This window comes from Phormidesmis sp. 146-12, from assembly GCF_052939495.1.
Genome location: NZ_JBJPHS010000021.1, coordinates 1 through 16,744 on the forward strand (window position 1 = coordinate 1; position 16,744 = coordinate 16,744).

Annotated in this window: 17 protein-coding genes and 1 tRNA gene; 13 read left to right on the top strand and 5 right to left on the bottom strand. The window is 47.0% G+C overall.

Going from position 1 to position 16,744, the window contains the following annotated elements; translation table 11 throughout:
• Nucleotides 1-4: 4 nt before the first annotated feature.
• The 5 genes from ACKFKF_RS11560 to ACKFKF_RS11580 all read left to right on the top strand — a co-directional run bounded on the left by ACKFKF_RS11560 (nt 5) and on the right by ACKFKF_RS11580 (nt 2,561).
• Nucleotides 5-286, top strand: a complete 282-nt coding sequence (locus ACKFKF_RS11560; protein WP_446867905.1) for a monovalent cation/H(+) antiporter subunit G — start codon at nt 5-7, stop codon at nt 284-286.
• A complete protein-coding gene (locus tag ACKFKF_RS11565) occupies nt 273-860 on the top strand; it encodes a DUF4040 domain-containing protein (protein ID WP_446867850.1) in 588 nt (195 codons plus the stop codon). Before ACKFKF_RS11560 ends, ACKFKF_RS11565 begins: the two co-directional genes overlap by 14 nt.
• Nucleotides 861-1,523 carry a Na(+)/H(+) antiporter subunit B gene (locus ACKFKF_RS11570; RefSeq protein ID WP_446857116.1) on the top strand — a complete coding sequence of 221 codons (663 nt, stop codon included), beginning with the start codon at nt 861-863 and terminating at the stop codon, nt 1,521-1,523. It abuts the gene before it with no gap.
• 297 nt (nt 1,524-1,820) lie between these two features.
• Nucleotides 1,821-2,237, top strand: a complete 417-nt coding sequence (locus ACKFKF_RS11575) for a nuclear transport factor 2 family protein (RefSeq protein WP_446867851.1) — start codon at nt 1,821-1,823, stop codon at nt 2,235-2,237.
• Between the two features lie 250 nt (nt 2,238-2,487).
• Nucleotides 2,488-2,561 (top strand) — tRNA-Pro (locus ACKFKF_RS11580).
• A 218-nt stretch (nt 2,562-2,779) separates the two neighbouring features.
• On the opposite strand, the gene ACKFKF_RS11585 is transcribed toward ACKFKF_RS11580, so the two are convergent.
• The 3 genes from ACKFKF_RS11585 to ACKFKF_RS11595 all read right to left on the bottom strand — a co-directional run bounded on the left by ACKFKF_RS11585 (nt 2,780) and on the right by ACKFKF_RS11595 (nt 5,507).
• Complete coding sequence (locus ACKFKF_RS11585; RefSeq protein WP_446867852.1) at nt 2,780-4,327, bottom strand: hypothetical protein; 1,548 nt, start codon at nt 4,325-4,327, stop codon at nt 2,780-2,782.
• A gap of 182 nt (nt 4,328-4,509) precedes the next feature.
• Complete coding sequence (locus ACKFKF_RS11590) at nt 4,510-5,070, bottom strand: hypothetical protein (protein WP_446867853.1); 561 nt, start codon at nt 5,068-5,070, stop codon at nt 4,510-4,512.
• A 5-nt stretch (nt 5,071-5,075) separates the two neighbouring features.
• Entirely contained in the window at nt 5,076-5,507 is a 432-nt protein-coding gene (locus ACKFKF_RS11595; protein WP_446867854.1) for a hypothetical protein, read from the bottom strand.
• 759 nt (nt 5,508-6,266) lie between these two features.
• On the opposite strand from ACKFKF_RS11595, the gene ACKFKF_RS11600 reads away from it, so the two are divergent.
• The 3 genes from ACKFKF_RS11600 to ACKFKF_RS11610 all read left to right on the top strand — a co-directional run bounded on the left by ACKFKF_RS11600 (nt 6,267) and on the right by ACKFKF_RS11610 (nt 8,625).
• The gene (locus ACKFKF_RS11600; protein ID WP_446857111.1) at nt 6,267-7,082 is read left to right on the top strand and encodes a Tic22 family protein; all 816 of its coding nucleotides are present in this window, start codon (nt 6,267-6,269) and stop codon (nt 7,080-7,082) included.
• Nucleotides 7,083-7,223: 141 nt separating this feature from the next.
• On the top strand, nt 7,224-8,129 hold the full coding sequence (prmC, locus tag ACKFKF_RS11605; protein WP_446867855.1) for a peptide chain release factor N(5)-glutamine methyltransferase: 906 nt from the start codon (nt 7,224-7,226) through the stop codon (nt 8,127-8,129).
• The gene (locus ACKFKF_RS11610; protein WP_446867856.1) at nt 8,083-8,625 is read left to right on the top strand and encodes a DUF427 domain-containing protein; all 543 of its coding nucleotides are present in this window, start codon (nt 8,083-8,085) and stop codon (nt 8,623-8,625) included. Before prmC ends, ACKFKF_RS11610 begins: the two co-directional genes overlap by 47 nt.
• A gap of 572 nt (nt 8,626-9,197) precedes the next feature.
• Here the strand turns inward: ACKFKF_RS11610 and tsaB are convergent.
• Both tsaB and ACKFKF_RS11620 read right to left on the bottom strand, forming a co-directional pair.
• Nucleotides 9,198-9,818, bottom strand: coding sequence for a tRNA (adenosine(37)-N6)-threonylcarbamoyltransferase complex dimerization subunit type 1 TsaB (tsaB, locus tag ACKFKF_RS11615; RefSeq protein ID WP_446867857.1), 621 nt, complete (start codon nt 9,816-9,818; stop codon nt 9,198-9,200).
• 263 nt (nt 9,819-10,081) lie between these two features.
• A complete protein-coding gene (locus ACKFKF_RS11620) occupies nt 10,082-11,605 on the bottom strand; it encodes a trehalase family glycosidase (protein ID WP_446867858.1) in 1,524 nt (507 codons plus the stop codon).
• Nucleotides 11,606-12,202: 597 nt separating this feature from the next.
• Here ACKFKF_RS11620 and ACKFKF_RS11625 point away from each other — a divergent pair.
• The 5 genes from ACKFKF_RS11625 (at nt 12,203) to ACKFKF_RS11645 (ending at nt 16,546) form a co-directional block, all read left to right on the top strand.
• Nucleotides 12,203-13,471, top strand: a complete 1,269-nt coding sequence (locus tag ACKFKF_RS11625; protein ID WP_446860455.1) for a hypothetical protein — start codon at nt 12,203-12,205, stop codon at nt 13,469-13,471.
• A 329-nt stretch (nt 13,472-13,800) separates the two neighbouring features.
• A complete protein-coding gene (gene rpsU / locus ACKFKF_RS11630; RefSeq protein ID WP_446860454.1) occupies nt 13,801-13,980 on the top strand; it encodes a 30S ribosomal protein S21 in 180 nt (59 codons plus the stop codon).
• Between the two features lie 123 nt (nt 13,981-14,103).
• A complete protein-coding gene (locus tag ACKFKF_RS11635; protein ID WP_446867859.1) occupies nt 14,104-15,600 on the top strand; it encodes a GTP-binding protein in 1,497 nt (498 codons plus the stop codon).
• 36 nt (nt 15,601-15,636) lie between these two features.
• Nucleotides 15,637-16,014, top strand: a complete 378-nt coding sequence (locus tag ACKFKF_RS11640) for a hypothetical protein (RefSeq protein WP_446867860.1) — start codon at nt 15,637-15,639, stop codon at nt 16,012-16,014.
• Between the two features lie 256 nt (nt 16,015-16,270).
• Nucleotides 16,271-16,546: an IS607 family transposase gene (locus tag ACKFKF_RS11645; protein WP_446867861.1), complete on the top strand. Its 276-nt coding sequence runs from the start codon at nt 16,271-16,273 to the stop codon at nt 16,544-16,546.
• Nucleotides 16,547-16,744 lie beyond the last annotated feature (198 nt).

Sequence of the window (16,744 nt, forward strand, 5' to 3'; positions counted from 1 at the left end):
CTTTATTAACGTTCTTAGCTATTTCTGCATTGCAGTCGGACTCTTCTTCTGGTTTTGGGGCACCTTTCCGCTACTGGGAAAGCGATCGATTCTATTCAAACTTCATAGTCTTTCGGTTGCGGATACGCTCGGCTCAATGAGCATTGTGGTGGGTCTGCTGCTCAAGATTCCTGAAAACTGGTCGCTGCTGCTGTTAGCACTTATTTCACTGGCAATGTGGAATACGATGCTGGGATATGTGCTGGCGTACTGCTCTAGTAGTGGAGAAACCAATGATCAACGATAGCTATGTATATTTCATTGTTGCCCTGCTGCCACTGTCGGCGTTTATGGTCACGATTCAGGCCAATCCCTTTAATGCTCTGGTGATTCGTGGCATATTGGGTGCGATCGCTGCTCTAGTCTATTCAGTGCTCGGTGCGCCAGATGTTGCTTTGACTGAGGCATTAGTCGGAACGATGCTAGCGATTACACTTTACGCGGTGGCGGTGCGATCGTCGCTAGTGATGCGAATGGGTGTTCTTCAAAAGGGCTGTCTTGACCTAGAAGAGAAGCACGAAGGACAGATGAATGATTCTCTGTTTGCACCGCTCATCGCTGACCTGCGAACCATTACGCGCAAATACCATCTGCGGCTAGAACTCATTCCCTATCCTGATTCTGAATCTCTAACACAAGCATTGCTCGAAAAAGAAATTCATGTCACTTGTATTGCACAGTTGCAGCCTGATCAAGATCCTACACAGTATCAAACCGTGACTCGAATTCGCCGCCTCTATGAGATTCTACAAACCGAACTGACATCACCCATCACTAGCCTGGACTATATCAGTGCATCAGACCTGGAGGAAAAACATTAAATGAAATGGCTCTATATTGCAGCAGGAATCGCCCTGTATATTAAATTTCTAATCTTGCCAAATCCGACCGCAGATGGGCTGGATCTCTCGATCGTCGAAGCCGTCATTCAAGAGAGCGGAGTGGCGAATGCGGTATCTGCCATTATTCTCAGAAATCGACTCTATGACACAATCTTTGAAGTTATTGTTTTTACGATCGCCATTATGGGGGCGCACTTTCTCTTAGCCAATGAGCGACCGTTTTGCACCATTTATCAGTTTACCGATCAGCCTTCGATTGTTCTGGCCCGACTGGGAGCGACGGTGGCCGCGATGGTTGGGGTTGAGCTTGCCATTCGAGGTCATCTCAGTCCGGGGGGAGGGTTTGCGGCGGGAGTTGCAGGCGGAACGGCGATCGGTCTGGTCGCGATTACCTCGTCCTCAAAGTGGATGGAGTCGATTTACCAACGCTGGCACGCAGCCACCTGGGAAAAGATTTCGGTGCTGGTATTTATTGTGCTGTCGGTGGTCACGCTGGCGGGGATTGAATTGCCCCACGGTGAATTGGGCGCACTGTTTAGCGGTGGCGTGGTTCCCATCCTCAACATTCTAGTGGCGATCAAAGTTGCTCTAGGTTCGTGGGCTGTAATTTTAGTGTTTATTCGCTATCGAGGATTGTTGTAGAAGACGGTTGCAAACATTCATGCGAAGTTGATCCATCAATCCTCATCCATGAGAAACTTTGCACGGAAAATTCCATCAAAAAGTCCCCCAGAATTGGCAGCTTGGGGGGCAAAAGCACTAAACAACGCAGCGCATAAAACTTCAGCATAAAACTTCATTGAACTAACGGTGACCTTAATAGCTAGGAATTCATTAACCAGGGATTCTGATTTTGGGTAATTTAGAAATCCCTGATTGAGAATAGTGCAAAATCTAGAGTGAGCAAACGTTCTCTATTTTTTGGAGCAGACTCAAATCGTGGAAACAAAACCGCCTCTTCCCCCTTTTACCCTCGAAACCGCCAAACTCAAAGTCCAGGCCGCCGAAGACGCTTGGAATACTCGTGACCCCGATCGCGTGGCTTTGGCGTATACACCCGATTCATGGTGGCGCAATCGATCGGAGTTTTTTAGCGGCCGCGACAACATTCGATCGTTCCTTCAGCGCAAGTGGGCCAAAGAACTTGATTATCGGCTCAAAAAAGAACTGTGGAGCTTTACCGACAATCGCATCTCAGTTCGCTTTGAGTATGAATGGCACGACGAATCGGGACAGTGGTCTCGATCGTATGGCAACGAGCAATGGGAATTTGCCGAAAATGGCTTGATGCAGCGACGAGAAGCCAGTATCAATGACGTTTTGATTGAGGAGAGCGATCGGAAGTTTCGCGAATGATTCTTCAGTTCAGCCGTGTTGAAATCTGATCTCAAACTGTTTGGGTGCGATCGATCAGATTTCACGACTCCGAACTCGCTCCAGAAACTCAGGATAATTGGCAATCGCGGTAGTTTTTTTGTTGATATCCATATTTGGGTACACTTTTTTGTGATCCGAGCTACCGATTCAGTCCAAAATTAGTCCAACGTCTAACAAATCTGTTTCCCCCATTTCCCAAAATCAAGCTATACTGTTTAAGTGCAATCCACGGGATGTAGCGCAGCTTGGTAGCGCGCCTGCTTTGGGAGCAGGATGCCGCAGGTTCGAATCCTGTCATCCCGATTTTTCGTGAATATGCCTGATTCTGGGATAGGGAATTCAGTGCGAAGTGTACTTTAGAGATCTCTAGCGCATCACCAACGTTTGAGAACGATCGAAATGGGTGCGTTTCTACCCAATTTTTGATATCAAAACTACAGTTCCAGGTACGCAGTGAGGCGATCGATGGGTCAATCGACTCTCATCTCAAAAATTGAGTTCGGCATCACAATTTTCATAGCTCAAATCAAATTGCTACGTCTTTTAGATCTCATCTTTCTAGAAACTCCTCCATCTGATAGTTCTACTTCTTGATATTCATATTGTTGAGAATATTTCATTCGTAGCGTTGTGAAGGCTCTCTTACGATTGGTCTGATCTTGTTTAGTGCTGCCACTTTTAATGAAGTCATTCAAGTCAACCCATCCTTCTGAATCCTGCTTAGACTTGTCTTTAATAAACTCAGCAGACTTTCTAAGTAACTCCACAATTGCATCTGTATTAAAATTTCTCTCAGGTGTTTCTACTTTTAGTAATGCCTCAAGCTTTTCTCGATGAAATTCCCCATTTGCACTAAACCCTCGTTGTGAAGTTGGGGACTGATCCGCCGATGCTGCCAGGGTCGTAACGACTGGAGACAAAGGAACTTGATAAACAGGAACCGAACCCCAACCATTCACGATCGAGTCAAAATAGACCCGTCCTGTTTTGCTCAAATGGTCTGGTGATGGCTTTCCACTAAAGTAAGTTGAATGATTGTCTAGCAATTCTAAATTGTCTTGACTTAGTAGTAGAATGCGTCGATAAATATTCCTCACGCCTCCCCCAATTTCAAACGCCTCGGTGTCGGGAGACTGAGCAAGCAACCAGCCATACTCACGCTTTGATCTTCCCATAGAACACAACGTGTTGAAGCCAGCCATCAATTCTTTGAACCATTTACCCGTTTTTTCTTTGACTGCCAGAGCTTCATCAAAAATGAGCAGCTTTGCGCCTTTGGACTTTTGAAACTTTTGAATAAAACAATTAATTGTCGCCGTGACTTCAACCATCGACTCAGCGCTAGTAAAGGGGTCAATATGCAAGGGTAAGTAATGATCTACCGCTTCCCAGTAGTGAGCCTCTGATGCGTCAGCTTTTGGATCGATCGCCCAAATCGTCACGTCCGGGTGCAACCGTTTAACGGCCCTCGATGCGATCGCAACGATAACCCCTTTGCCCGCTCCAGGCGGCCCGACAATCAACGACGATTGCAAATTAACTGCCAATGACTCAGCAATCTCTATTGACTCACTAGAGGAAACCGGGCAGGCTGTTTGAGTCGCTACAGATGATCCTTCAAGTTCATATTGCGGAATCGTCGCTATCGGAGCCGTACCCAGATCAGGCAAATCTGAAGGCTGACACTCTGGCACAGGTGAACTCTTAACTTCTACTGCGCCCAACTGAGTTTGAACTGTAGGCTGATAGCTTTGTGCGATGTCCCACTGTTGCCATTCTTCGCGCTGGATTTCTCTCTCAGTTTTTCCGGTTTTAGCTTCTGCGTCTTTATTGAGTTTGTGGGCGTACATCAAATCGTTGAGACCCACTAGCGCCACGATCGCCGCCAAAGGAAATCCGGCCATTGCCATTCCCACAAACGTTCCTAAAACGGTAGCGACGCCGATCGCGCCTTGATCTTTTGTAAATTTAGCGAGTGCGATCGCATTCTGTCCAAAATCATTCTCAAACTTGAGATTGCCAGTTGCTTTATCAGTCGCTTTAACAATTGCGTGAGTATAGTTCGTCATCATCTTCCTGTTAACTAAAGTTTTGTTGGGGTGATTACACCTCCTTTTTTTACCTGCTCAAACTTGTGTATAGCAGTCCTGAATCAGTTGTGAGCATCGTCAAAGAATAAGTTCTTAGTCATTAGTCATTAGTTGTTAGGCTTCGATTGACGACTAATTATTAACCACTAATCACCACTGGTTTACCGGGATGGGTTACCCGGATTGACCGCAACAGAGTTAAATCTCTTCATGCCTTCCCACACTCGTAGAGCCACCCGTAAGCAGAACTCAAAGCCAAACATCGTCACTGTGAAATAAATCATTGCCCACCAATCAATCAGGTTTGCATCCCAGTTAGGAAAGTCTCTGACAATCATATCGATGCCCCCTTTGTAGGGAGGAAATGCCATAAAACATACAATCGCTTCAAAGATATAAGCCCCACCTTTATATCGCTCTAAACTAGTCATCCACGATTGAGGCTGTTTGATTGCATGTTCCTCTAAAAGCATCGGAAGCGTTTCGATCGCTTGAATGGTTCCCCACAAAATCACCCCTAGAAATTGCGAAAGATTTAATGCGATCCATGCAATCCAGCCACCTATCAAAGGGATTTGCACCAGACTAGATAGGAATGGAATATATCGAATTTGATCGGCTAATTCTTTGGCTAATCTCATCCAGGGTTGGACGTTGACCAACATCATGAAGCACAATCCAGCAATAAACAGCCAACTGAGAATTTTTGACAAAGTTTTCATGATTTCTATCTTCCTTGTTGATCCAATAAGTTTTGCATTTCTGGTTTGTCTGCGAGTGCTACTCGTGCAATATCCGTAATGAGTCCGTCTTGAATAACGGCGGTGTCGCCCAGTCGATTGCAAACAATTGCGTTATCTCTAACTCGTCTATTGAGAGCCGAATCAACTGTAGTTGCGCCTTCTCTGAAATAGGCTTCTTTTCCGGTCTTCTGGTCTTTGATTAGAATGCAATTAGCTTTGTAACGCTCGATCGCAACCTTTGATAAATCTTGAGCATTTCTGGCATCATCTCTGTTTTTACGTAACCGCTCATTAAAGGCTAATTGGTCTTGTTTGATCGCCTGATTTTTAGCAATTGATTGCTTTATACTTTCACCTTGGCTGAGGGCAATGAGTGCGATCGCGCCCAAGATCAAATGAGATGTTTTAATGTTCATTCACTACCTCCTCAGTAAGGATGAGTTAACTGTTTTACTTGATTTAGACAAGCGTGATAGTGTCAAAAATAGTTGCACTAAAAAGTTAATTAAGAATGAATAACGTCTTGAATGACTACAGCTCGACGAGTTAATTTTTGGAATAAGATTTGCTATTGTTTTACAATCTTTTAGTGAGCTATAAATTCTTGTCGTTATCTTGTTTTGACTTGAGTCACCCGCCTTTAACTGAGTCATTGGTAAACCGTTTGCAATGCTGAATGAGATAGAGATCATCAGAGTGTCCTGATTTGAAGTAGAAGATGAGAGTAGAGTGGTAAATCGTCCTCATATTCACGTTGTTTACTTTGCATTTATGCCAAAACTTTGTAGTAGTTTTTATCGTTTGTGGGGAGAGATTAATCTTTTTTCAGCTATCAAGATTCGTCACTAACTACAAGCTCAGTCTAGAAAGGTGACGATCGACGACTCGCAAACCTAACTGTTCTTTGATACGTGCCTCAAGTGAGGTAGCCAGCGCTGCAAATCGGTGTTACTATTTCCAAGACTTTGATCTGGTAAGTAAGCTGATATAAAGCTGTCCGTTAGACCGTACATTTGTGGATTGTGAGCAAACATTGGAACTCTCGATTCTTTTACCCTGTCACCCATAGCTGATACCTTTGGTGAGCGATCGTTTAGAGAAGCCGCATCGCCAAAACAGTTAACGCCTCGAATTTGTCTCAGTTCTCTATGTAGTTTTTGATGCCAGGAGCAATCATGAAATCATTGGTTCGTTGGAGTGCTACGGTCGGTTTGGTGGGAGCCACTTTGCTAGGTTCGCTCGTTGTGAGTGGGTTAGAGGCACTCGCCCTGACTCCAGAGCAAATTGTCCAAAAGTTACGGACGATTCCTGCCTTTACTTTGGCTGACAAGCAGGGTGCGCCTCTCGTTGCTGCCCCCAACACGGGTCAAAAGGGCACTCCAGAAGCGCCAATTTTTATCAGTCAAAAGGATGCTCAGGCATTTTTAGAAGGGCTGAAGACAAGAAACCCTAATTTGGCAAAAGAAGTCAAAGTCGTACCTGTGTCTTTGGCAGAAGTGTATCAACTGGGCAAAGCGAATCAAGGCAAGCCTGACCAATTAGTATTTACCTACGTGCCCACCAAGCAGCAAGTTGATTCGGCGGTGGCGGTTCTCAAGCAAAATGGTCAGCAGATCAATCAGTTTAATGCAACGCCTCTATTTGCGCTGGGCCAAAAGAAAGGCGATGGAGTTGGCTTTTTGACGCTGCCACGCGACAAGCAACGAGTCATTCCCATGTTTTTTGAGAAAGAACAGGTGCAAGCATTGCTGACTCAGCTTAAGAAAGAGGTGAAAAACTTTCCGGCTGATGTGCAGATTCAGGTGATCCCGTTGGAGAATGTGCTGCAAGAGATGCAGTCTAACAACAACAAAGATCCCAAAAATCAAGAGTTTCTAAATCAGATTGAGTTGGTGCCCTCGGTCGAGTCGATTCAATTTATCCAAAGCCTGCAAAAGGCAGCACCCGCGCAAAACAGACCTCAAGCTGCTCCGAGTAAGCCTAAGAAGTAGGGATGAGGGATAAGGGATGAGGGATGAAAGGGCGGCTTCGGTTGGTTCTGGAGAGTCGGCATTCCTCGTTTTGCTTTTGATTGAAGACTTTTGCTGGAATAGTGGAGTCTACCTAAAACTTTCTGAGAGTTTTCTATCCTCATGTGTGACGCTTTACAGGTCTCTGGCTTAACGCTTTGGGAGTGGCGATCGCACGCCAAAAAATCTGCTCTAGCGGCTGGCATTCCTGTTGGAGAAGTCGATTGGCTGCTGCAAGCTCTGACGAAACTCGATCGCTTGGCTTTGCAGTTGGACTCCTTCAAAACTCAGGAGGTTGACCTGAAGGTTTCCTTTGTAGCGTTACAGCAGCTTTGGCAGAGACGGCTTGAAGAGCGAGTTCCGATTCAATATCTGGTTGGCTTTGCACCGTGGCGACAGTTTACTCTCAAGGTTTCGCCTGCCGTTTTGATTCCGCGTCCTGAGACCGAAGAGTTGATCGATTGGGCGATCGCTGCTGCTCGTTCTAACCCCGCTTTGCAGTCAGGACACTGGGCAGATTTGGGAACAGGCAGTGGCGCGATCGCGATCGCACTAGCGGATGCGTTGCCCAATGCGACGATTCATGCGGTTGACCAGAGTGTAGAAGCGCTGGCGATCGCTCGACAAAATGCTCAAAACTTGGGACTTTCAGCTAGAATCCACTTTTATCAAGGTTCCTGGCTGGAGCCACTAGATTTTCTCAAAGGAAGGCTGGCTGGACTCGTTTCTAATCCGCCTTATATTCCCAGTCAGACGGTGTTGGCGCTTGAGCCAGAAGTAGTTAATCACGAGCCGCATTTGGCGCTGGATGGGGGCACAGACGGATTGGACTGTATTCGGCATCTGGTGGAGACGGCACCTGAGTATCTTCGACCTGATGGGGTTTGGATGATTGAGATGATGGCGGGGCAAGCCGATTTAGTCACCGATCTTCTTAAGCAACAAACGCGGTACGATCGCATCACCACTCACCGGGATCTGGATGGTATTGAACGTTTTACGATCGCTCATCTCAAATCTGTTTCCTAAAATGCATCCTCAAGCCATTTCGCCTCAACCGGGTCAAGAATCTGTCTGGAGCTATCCGCGGCCGCCTCGATTAGAGCCAACGTCTAAACAAATTCAAATTATTTTTAATGGCGAAGTGATCGCTGAGACGCAACGGGCTTTTCGCGTGTTAGAAACCAGTCACCCTCCGGTTTATTACATTCCGCTAGAGGACATTCGACCGCAATATTTGAGACCATCCACTCGATCGACCTTTTGTGAGTGGAAGGGTGCGGGCAGTTATTACAGTGTGGTGGTCGGTGATAAGTCGGCGATCGATGTGGGCTGGTACTATGCCAGTCCAACGCCTGATTTTGCAGCGATTAAGGATTACGTTGCATTTTACGCTGCCCCGATGGATGCTTGCTACGTTGATGGCGAAAAGGTGACTCCTCAACCTGGAAGCTTTTACGGCGGCTGGATTACAAGCGATATTGTGGGCCCGTTTAAGGGGGAGCCAGATTCGTGGGGGTGGTGAGGGAGAAAGAGGGATGAGGGATGAGGGATGAAAAGTTTCGTTGCGGTGTTGAAATCTTCTGCCCCCAGCCAATTCTGATGAACTTTGGGACAAAAATTTCAGGTCAAAGGCTCTCACTCGTGGGTGATTTAAGGAGGCGACCCGAATCTGCGATCAGAGCGTGAAACTTTCTTGTTCGGAACACGATCGTTCCGCTTCCAAATAGAACAATTGGGGTTTGGAGGGCGATCGTTCCGCTTTTAAATAGAACGATTGGGGTTTGAGAGTGAATCGTTCCGCCCTTAAATAGAACGATTGGGGTTCGAGGAGTGAATTGTTCCGTTTTCAAATAGAATTGTTCCGCTTTTAAATAGAAGCATTCCGTTTTTTAATAGAACGATTGGGGTTTGAGGAGTGAATTGTTCCGTTTCTAAATAGAACGATTGGGGTTTGGAGAGCGATCGTTCCGCTTTTAAGTAGAACTATTCCGTTTTCAAATAGAACGATTGGGGTTTGGAGAGCGATCGTTCCACTTCACGAAATGAATTTAGCGAATTGCCAGCCGGGATTAGGAGCTATTTAATCCTTGATCCTTAGCTTTGGTTGGTGACGGGGTGTTGACCATAGAAAGGGAGGACTTCTGACCAGAGCGATCGCTCTCCCCGACTCCATTTCAGATGGGCGAGTTCTAAAAGGTTTGTCACCTGTTCGCCTTGATGAGGGTCTGCTTCCACAAGATGATAAGGGGTTGGATAATTTGAGAGCGTCTGGTGCCAGAGGTCAGGAGTCATCACAGAATCAGGCAAAACCGCCGTCAAATTGTCTGAAGTCGCTTGATAAAGAGCGGTATAAAGTTCGCCTCGTTGGGCTGGCATCTGGATGGCGATCGTTTCCTTGGTCGAGCGATGGGCATAAGCAATGACGGCCAGACTCGACACCCCAAAGAGCGGAATTTCTAACTGTTGTGCCAGAGTGCGGGCGGTGACCACTCCAATGCGCGTTCCGGTAAAACCACCGGGGCCGATCGCTACTGCAATAAATCCGAGATCTGTCCAGGTTTGAGGGTGCAAAAAGTCTGACAGCATCTGGTGCAAATAGTTGGAGACTTCACGCCCTAGATCCCAAACTTGATGTCGAGAGTCTTCCACAAAATCGCTCAAGGCCAGTCCCAAATCTGGGCTGCTGGTATGAATAGCCAATCCGTATTTTTTCACAAAGCTATTGTTGAGATTAAAGACTGGTTTTTGATTGTCACACAATTCAACTTGGAATCAACCTCAACTCGACAGAAATTCTTCGCTGCCGTTGCAAGTCTAAGAGAGCTAGATGAGTCCCCCATTCATCCTCAACTTTGAACTAAAATTTCTTGCCTCAAAGTCCCCCAAAATTGGCAGCTTGGAGGGCAGAAGATCTTAATAACGAGGCGAAGATTCATCAAACTGACGCTTTATTAAATTCACGATTTTTGAGCCTTCTCTCAAAGTCCCAAAATTGCCAAAAGCTCCAAAAACACGCCATTTGTCCACCCAAACCCTACCTCATTAGAAGAGTAGCCAAACAGAATCTCTTGAGACACATCGGCCGAGCAGCTACACACATCATATTTTTCGACCAGCGTCCCCTGTTTTTCAAATTCCTGAACCAGCAGCGCCACAAATTTGCGAGCAATGCGATGGCCCGCTTCAACGTAGCCATATCGACACAACCCCTGCACCGCGATTAACTGCAACGGGGCCCACCCAAACGGCGCATCCCACTGATTGCCACTGACACAAGTGCTGGTCAACAACCCGCCCGGAGCCTCAAAGCGATCGAGATTCTCAGCCACTCGCTTGGCCTGTTCGATAGAAGCAATCCCCACCCACAGCGGATAAAAGGTGGTCGCAAACTCATAATAGCGGCGAGTTTTGGTGTCTAAGTGATAGTCCAAATACAGCCCAGCTTCCTGATCCCAGAGAAACCGATCGATGAGTTGGTGTCTTTGATGGGCCCGATCGCGCCACAGGTTCGCCGTCGTCTCCTGATTGAGAATTTGATAAATCTGCGCGGTGTCACACTCCATTTGGTAGAGCAGCGCATTCAGACAAACGGGCGCATAGTGAATGATGTCTACACTAAAGGGCCCAAACCGATTGGAGATGTCAAAGCCCGACTCGCGCATAGAACAATCTCCCGTGTAAAACAGTTCTGTCAATCTGTCTTGGGCACGATCGTAGTAAAGCGTCACATCATAATCAGAAATATTGAACTGGCGATAGTAGGCGCGAACTCGATCGTAGTGAGTCCTGCCCTGGTCATCTTTTTCATCAAACACAACTTCTGGAAGCGGCTCTTTAGCAACGGCGTAAAAGCGTGAAAGTCCCGTATCCGTCGATCGCGGAGACACCCTCCAAAACTGGTAAAAGCGCTCAACAGCAGGCAACAACCCCTCCAACCACACGCGATCCTGAGTTTGCTCAAACAACGCGAGAATCATCCGCGTCAAAACAGGAGGCTGCGATCGACCCAGCATATACGTGCGATTAGAATTCAAAACCGTACCGTAATGCTCCACTTCATAGACCAACTGTTCGACCATATTTTTGGCCAGGTCAATCTGACCATCGCGCAACAGACCCAACTGCATAAAGTAGCTGTCCCAGCCGTACATCTCGTTAAATCGTCCCCCCGGCACCACGTAGGCATGAGGCAAGTACAACAAGCCGTGTTCTTGAATTTGCGCTCGGTCAGACAGTTTACGCAACTCAATCTGGTTCCATTCTTCAGGAGAAAGCGTTTTTTTGAGTTGACGAGCGATCGCATCGAGATCTTCTTGCTGCGACAAATAGACAATCCAGGGGTCACCCAATCGATGCTCAACTTTAGAATCTTGGGCCGCTTGTAAAAGATGAGTGTGTGACCGCGTTAGGGTCTCCCAGGTCTGCTGAATGTAGGCTCTGACGGACTGAATCTGAGCATCAGACGGAAAAATTGGACTCAAAACTGAAGAATCAGTAGTCATTGGTTCCACTCGCCGCATAAAAGACTTCTGGATCAGAGATGAATTTTTAGCGATCGTCACCTATCTTTAGAGCGGAGGCAACTCGCGATTTTCTGACTGCTTTTGAGTTATCGAAAAGTTTCCTGATTTTACTCTGGCTTGCGGAATACTATTTACAGCGGTTGTATCAAAAGACACTGAGCCGACTCTAAAATTTAGCTAAACACCCACCGTGCCGAAAGTTACCCATCCTGTGGTAATCTCGGAGGAGTTTTCCTAAAGATCATCGTCACAATGTCATAAATCTGCCTGTCAAGTACCGAGATTGGTAATTCTCAGGGGGGAATAATATGAAGCTTTAGTTAAGCTGATCAACCGGGCAGTATATAGATTGTATTAAGTGACTTCAATTACACCTGATGCCTTCGTACCTCCGTTAAGATCAACAGTAACCTTACCAAAAAAGAATAAGGTTTATGAATTTATACTCAGTTGGCTCGCGGTTGTCTGGTTTGTTTAGTCTGTTTTCAACCCCCCTCTCCAAAAGGAGTTGCACTGCATTGATGGCCCGATTTAACTCATTCAACTCCGAGAGTTGGCGATAGGAGCGTAGGTAAGATGAGTACTTGGTCAACATACCGCAACCGTGAAATTACTCAAGAAGAACAAAGACTCTATGATCATCTGTTAAGCGCTGTCCAGGTCGAATCACCAGGGCAACTCATCGATCGCTTTCGCAACCTATTTATCGAGGGCATCAGCTACCCCAACCCCCAAATTTTGAGTGATCTCGATCAGATCGTTGCGGCCAAAGATTCTCTACAAGACTTCAAATTTGTCCTCAATCGCTGCTGCCATATTTTGGTCAATCGCTGGCAGGCTCGTCCTCAGTCACACGTCGCGATCGCTGCCCTGATCGACGTTTTAGAATCTTCCCCCACTCGCCTTGTGACCGAGTATTCGCGCACCCGCATTGTCAAGCAGCTACGAGAACTGGTCAGACAGTTTCTAGAAACCGAGCAGTATTTGACGCTCAAACGGCTGGCGCGAGTCCTGGTTCAATCTGCTGAAGTGGGTGGGTCTGACCAGTCACCGTTGGGGAGCTTGATTCGACGCTATCCCTACCTCTATGAGCATTGTCTGGTCAGTGAAGGTAGCCCTGATGAGCATCAAGACTCAGTGCGAAAACTTCAGACTCAGGTGCAAAAGCAGTACGAAGTTGACCTATCTCAGTATGTGACCTACCAGGTGCGTCGGGGTCAAGCTCAACCTGCCCGTATTATTCAGCCTGTCAAAAATCCGACGCTGCTTGACGATCGCGAACTGCATTTTGCCCTTCAGCAGTTTGTTGGCAAAGTCGAAGGCGCTTATACGCATCGAGAGTTGGCTCAACGTTTCTTAGTTCACAGTCATCAGACGCAATCCTTTCAGGCGTTTAAGGACGACCTTTACCAATACATTACGGCGGCTGTCGATCCAGAATATGGGCGGCGACAGTTTAACAACCAGCTTTACAACCAGCTAACAAACACCCTCCCCGAAAGCAATCATCAGCCGCTCAACGACTTTCTCATGGTGAGAACTTGTAGCCAGTTGCTCAATTTTCTAGTAGTAGACAATCCTCAACACCCGCATCACTTTGTCTTCGTCGATTTGTTGTCAAATATCGGCCCTACGCTGACCACCAGCCTGCTGCTGAGAATTGTGTTGCTCTGTCGTAAAGTCAAGCCCTACTTAGAAAAGCGCTTCTCAATTTTGTTTAACCACTACGAATCTTACACGCGCGACTGTGTGCAGTGGCTGATTGCCGCTATGGAAAATCTACACGTTGCCCTTAGCACCAACTTTAGTACGATCAATTTGTGTTTTGTCAATCAGCTAGTTTAGGGCAGGCGTGACGGCCTTGAGTCAGACCAAAAGTTACTCATTGGAGTCAAAATCGCCTTAGCCTGCAAAAGAATCACAGGAGGACTCCCCTCCCTAGAACGATCACAACCGTTACAGAGACCTAATTTTGTGCTAATGTTTCCATTGGTAGGGTTTTAGACTGGGAATTTTATGCACAGTTCCGCGTGGGTGAGTGTCTTAAAGGTAGACATCCAGGCGTTTTTTTGTGTTTAAAACTCGTGGCAAACATTGCGCTCCCAACCTGAATTTGCCCATGCCATTTTTCAAAACATCCACACGCTACTTACTTGATCGAGGGAGAATCAGGAATGACCCAGGTGGTTTTAGGTGAAAACGAAGGCATCGAATCCGCTCTGCGACGCTTTAAGCGACAGGTTTCTAAAGCTGGAATTTTGGCAGATGTGCGATCGCGCCGTCATTTTGAAACACCGATCGAAAAACGCAAACGCAAATCAGTCGTTGCTCGTCGAAACCAACGCTACCGATAAGTCCGGGGTTGCTAGGATTGAGAAGAATAAGTCTGTGATCTGAATGCGGTTGCAAAATTTTTGGTTGCACAATTTTCAGAGGCAGTCCTTTTGTCATTCTCAACGCCCTCACGCTGAACCCCCATGTCTGACCCGATCGCTGATTCTGGCAACCTGGATGCGCTTCGTCCCGCGCTGACTCAAGAACTGGATGAAGCTATCTTTAGCTTTGATGAAATTCAGACTGAGCTAAACTACAAGCGAGCAACTCATGCCCTGCGCGATCTCGTCAAAAATCTCGACCTGACGGATCAAGAACGATCGGGTCTAGAACCAGAGATCAACGGGCTGGCAACCATGTTGGACAAGCTCGATCGCCTCGTGGTGCATATTGCCGCCTTTGGAATGGTGGGGCGGGGCAAGTCTTCGGTGCTAAATGCGCTGTTGGGTCAGAAGGTATTTGAGACGGGGGCGATTCATGGGGTGACGCGATCGCAGCAGGCGGCTCAGTGGAGTGCGACGTTTGAAAGCCTGGAAGGGACGGAAAGTTCGATTCAAAGAGTCAGTTTGCCTAGCCTTGATCACGCTCAAATTGAACTGATTGACACCCCTGGCATTGATGAAGTCGATGGGGAAACGCGGGAAGTTTTGGCGCAAACGGTGGCCCAACATGCGGACTTGCTGCTGTTTGTTGTGTCGGGCGACATGACCAAAGTTGAATATCAAGCGCTGTCTGAACTGCGAGAGTTTGGCAAGCCGATGTTGTTGGTGTTTAACAAAATTGATCAATATCCTGAAGCCGATCGCCAGAGCATCTACGAAAAAATTAGAGATGAGCGGGTCAAGGAGTTGCTGACTGAAGATGAGATTGTCATGGCTGCCGCCTCTCCATTAGAAGCAAGAGCGGTAAAGCGGGCAGATGGGCGGATGTCAGTGCAACTCAGTGCAGGCGAACCCCAGGTTGAGGCGCTCAAGCTAAAGATCTTAGAAGTCTTGCATCGAGAAGGCAAATCGCTCGTGGCGTTGAATACGATGCTGTATGCCGACGATGTAAATGAGCAGGTGGTACGGCGCAAAATGACGATTCGCGATCAAAATGCCAATCAGATTATTTGGAATGGCGTGATCACGAAAGCGGTGGCGACGGCTCTCAATCCGATTACAGTGTTGGATATTGTCAGCAGTGCGGCGATCGACGTGGCGATGATTCTAACAATGTCAAAACTGTATGGAATTAGCATGACCCAGCAAGGCGCGATCGGGCTGTTGCAGAAGATTGCGATCGCGATGGGTGGCATTACTGCCAGTGAATTGTTAGCAAATCTGGGGTTAAGCTCTCTCAAAGGAATGTTGGGTTTGGCGGCTCCCGCAACGGGGGGACTTTCGCTGGCTCCTTATCTCTCGGTAGCGATGACGCAAGCAGGGGTGGCAGGCGTTTCGTCCTACGGAATTGGACAGGTGACTAAGGCTTATCTCGCCAATGGCGCTTCTTGGGGGCCGGATGGGCCAAAAGCAGTCGTCACCAACATTCTGGCTTCTCTAGATGAGGCTTCGATTCTCAGTCGGATCAAAGATGAGCTACGCGCCAAACTGGATCTTCAGGGTCGAAAAGCGGATGCTGCTAAAGATAATAAAGTTTGAGAATCACATTGAGAATTACACCTATCTTGTCCAATCATGACGACCAATCAACCCAGTAGGCTCGATCGCATTGAGTCCTCACTGGAGCAACTCGCCCAACGCCAAGAAATCACTCAATCCCAACTAGAGCAACTCACCCAGCGACAGGAAACCACTCGATTTCAACTTGAGCAACTCACCCAGCGACAGGAAATCACTCGATCCCAGATTGATTCTCAGGTTTCCGTGGTCGCAGAACTGAGAACCACAGCCGAATTACTGTTACAAGTTGTTAATCAACATCAGCAGAACTTCGAGGTCATTACGGCGGAAATTAGAGAAATCCGAGGAGAAATTCGAGGGCTGCAAACTGAGAATCGACGCATTCTGGACAGACTTGAGCAACACTTTTCTGATGGGCATGGAGGGCAATGATCAAAAAGAAAGTCAAAGCAGACGCCACGGTTGTAGTTGCTAAGTCGGTTTATGTAGTTGCTACGTCGGCAAATCGCTTCAAATTTTTCAGGACACTATACAACTCGTTTTCTGAGCGGAATAGAGAAAATTCAGTCGAGAAGGCGTACTGAGGACGATCGCCACATTCACTCGCTTCTCCAAAACTGCACGAATAGGAGGTTAATCAACAGTAGCGAGTTTACTCACAAATATTAACATATGTTAATACACAGATATGGCATATGTACCACTTAGAAAAGCGGTTGATTTTCTAGGTTTGCATCCAAATACTTTGAGGAAGTACGCAGATGAAGGCAAAATCAACTACATCAAAAACGAAGCAGGGCAACGTCTCTACGACGTTGAATCCTATCGTAGAGATGCAGTTAGCCCCGCCATTGTTTGTTATTGCAGAGTCAGTCGCTCAAAGCAAAGAGACGATCTTGTTCGGCAAGTCGAATTTATGCGAGAGCGATACCCAGATTCCGAAATCCTCCAAGACAGTAAGTGAGAGGCGGATCAATAACTACATCTTTATTACAACTGAGGCGATAAATGAAGAAGTGCAACATTATGCACGGTCTTTATATCATGAGACTGGAGGCGTTGAGTTTGTAGTTTTGGACTGTATTAGTTTTATCCGGCATTTTCTACACCTATTCCATAGATTAAGAAGTAGCTTTCTCGAATCCTATCAGAGCCTTGTCTT

Excerpts from the sequence above, each read along its gene's own strand:
- prmC (WP_446867855.1), top strand. The coding sequence starts at position 7,224 with ATGTGTGACGCTTTACAGGTCTCTGGCTTAACGCTTTGGGAGTGGCGA.
- ACKFKF_RS11640 (WP_446867860.1), top strand. The coding sequence starts at position 15,637 with ATGACGACCAATCAACCCAGTAGGCTCGATCGCATTGAGTCCTCACTG.
- ACKFKF_RS11645 (WP_446867861.1), top strand. The coding sequence starts at position 16,271 with ATGGCATATGTACCACTTAGAAAAGCGGTTGATTTTCTAGGTTTGCAT.
- ACKFKF_RS11600 (WP_446857111.1), top strand. The coding sequence starts at position 6,267 with ATGAAATCATTGGTTCGTTGGAGTGCTACGGTCGGTTTGGTGGGAGCC.
- ACKFKF_RS11585 (WP_446867852.1), bottom strand. The coding sequence starts at position 4,327 with ATGACGAACTATACTCACGCAATTGTTAAAGCGACTGATAAAGCAACT.
- ACKFKF_RS11570 (WP_446857116.1), top strand. The coding sequence starts at position 861 with ATGAAATGGCTCTATATTGCAGCAGGAATCGCCCTGTATATTAAATTT.
- ACKFKF_RS11610 (WP_446867856.1), top strand. The coding sequence starts at position 8,083 with ATGGTATTGAACGTTTTACGATCGCTCATCTCAAATCTGTTTCCTAAA.
- ACKFKF_RS11590 (WP_446867853.1), bottom strand. The coding sequence starts at position 5,070 with ATGAAAACTTTGTCAAAAATTCTCAGTTGGCTGTTTATTGCTGGATTG.
- ACKFKF_RS11625 (WP_446860455.1), top strand. The coding sequence starts at position 12,203 with ATGAGTACTTGGTCAACATACCGCAACCGTGAAATTACTCAAGAAGAA.
- ACKFKF_RS11620 (WP_446867858.1), bottom strand. The coding sequence starts at position 11,605 with ATGACTACTGATTCTTCAGTTTTGAGTCCAATTTTTCCGTCTGATGCT.
- ACKFKF_RS11595 (WP_446867854.1), bottom strand. The coding sequence starts at position 5,507 with ATGAACATTAAAACATCTCATTTGATCTTGGGCGCGATCGCACTCATT.
- ACKFKF_RS11565 (WP_446867850.1), top strand. The coding sequence starts at position 273 with ATGATCAACGATAGCTATGTATATTTCATTGTTGCCCTGCTGCCACTG.
- ACKFKF_RS11635 (WP_446867859.1), top strand. The coding sequence starts at position 14,104 with ATGTCTGACCCGATCGCTGATTCTGGCAACCTGGATGCGCTTCGTCCC.
- rpsU (WP_446860454.1), top strand. The coding sequence starts at position 13,801 with ATGACCCAGGTGGTTTTAGGTGAAAACGAAGGCATCGAATCCGCTCTG.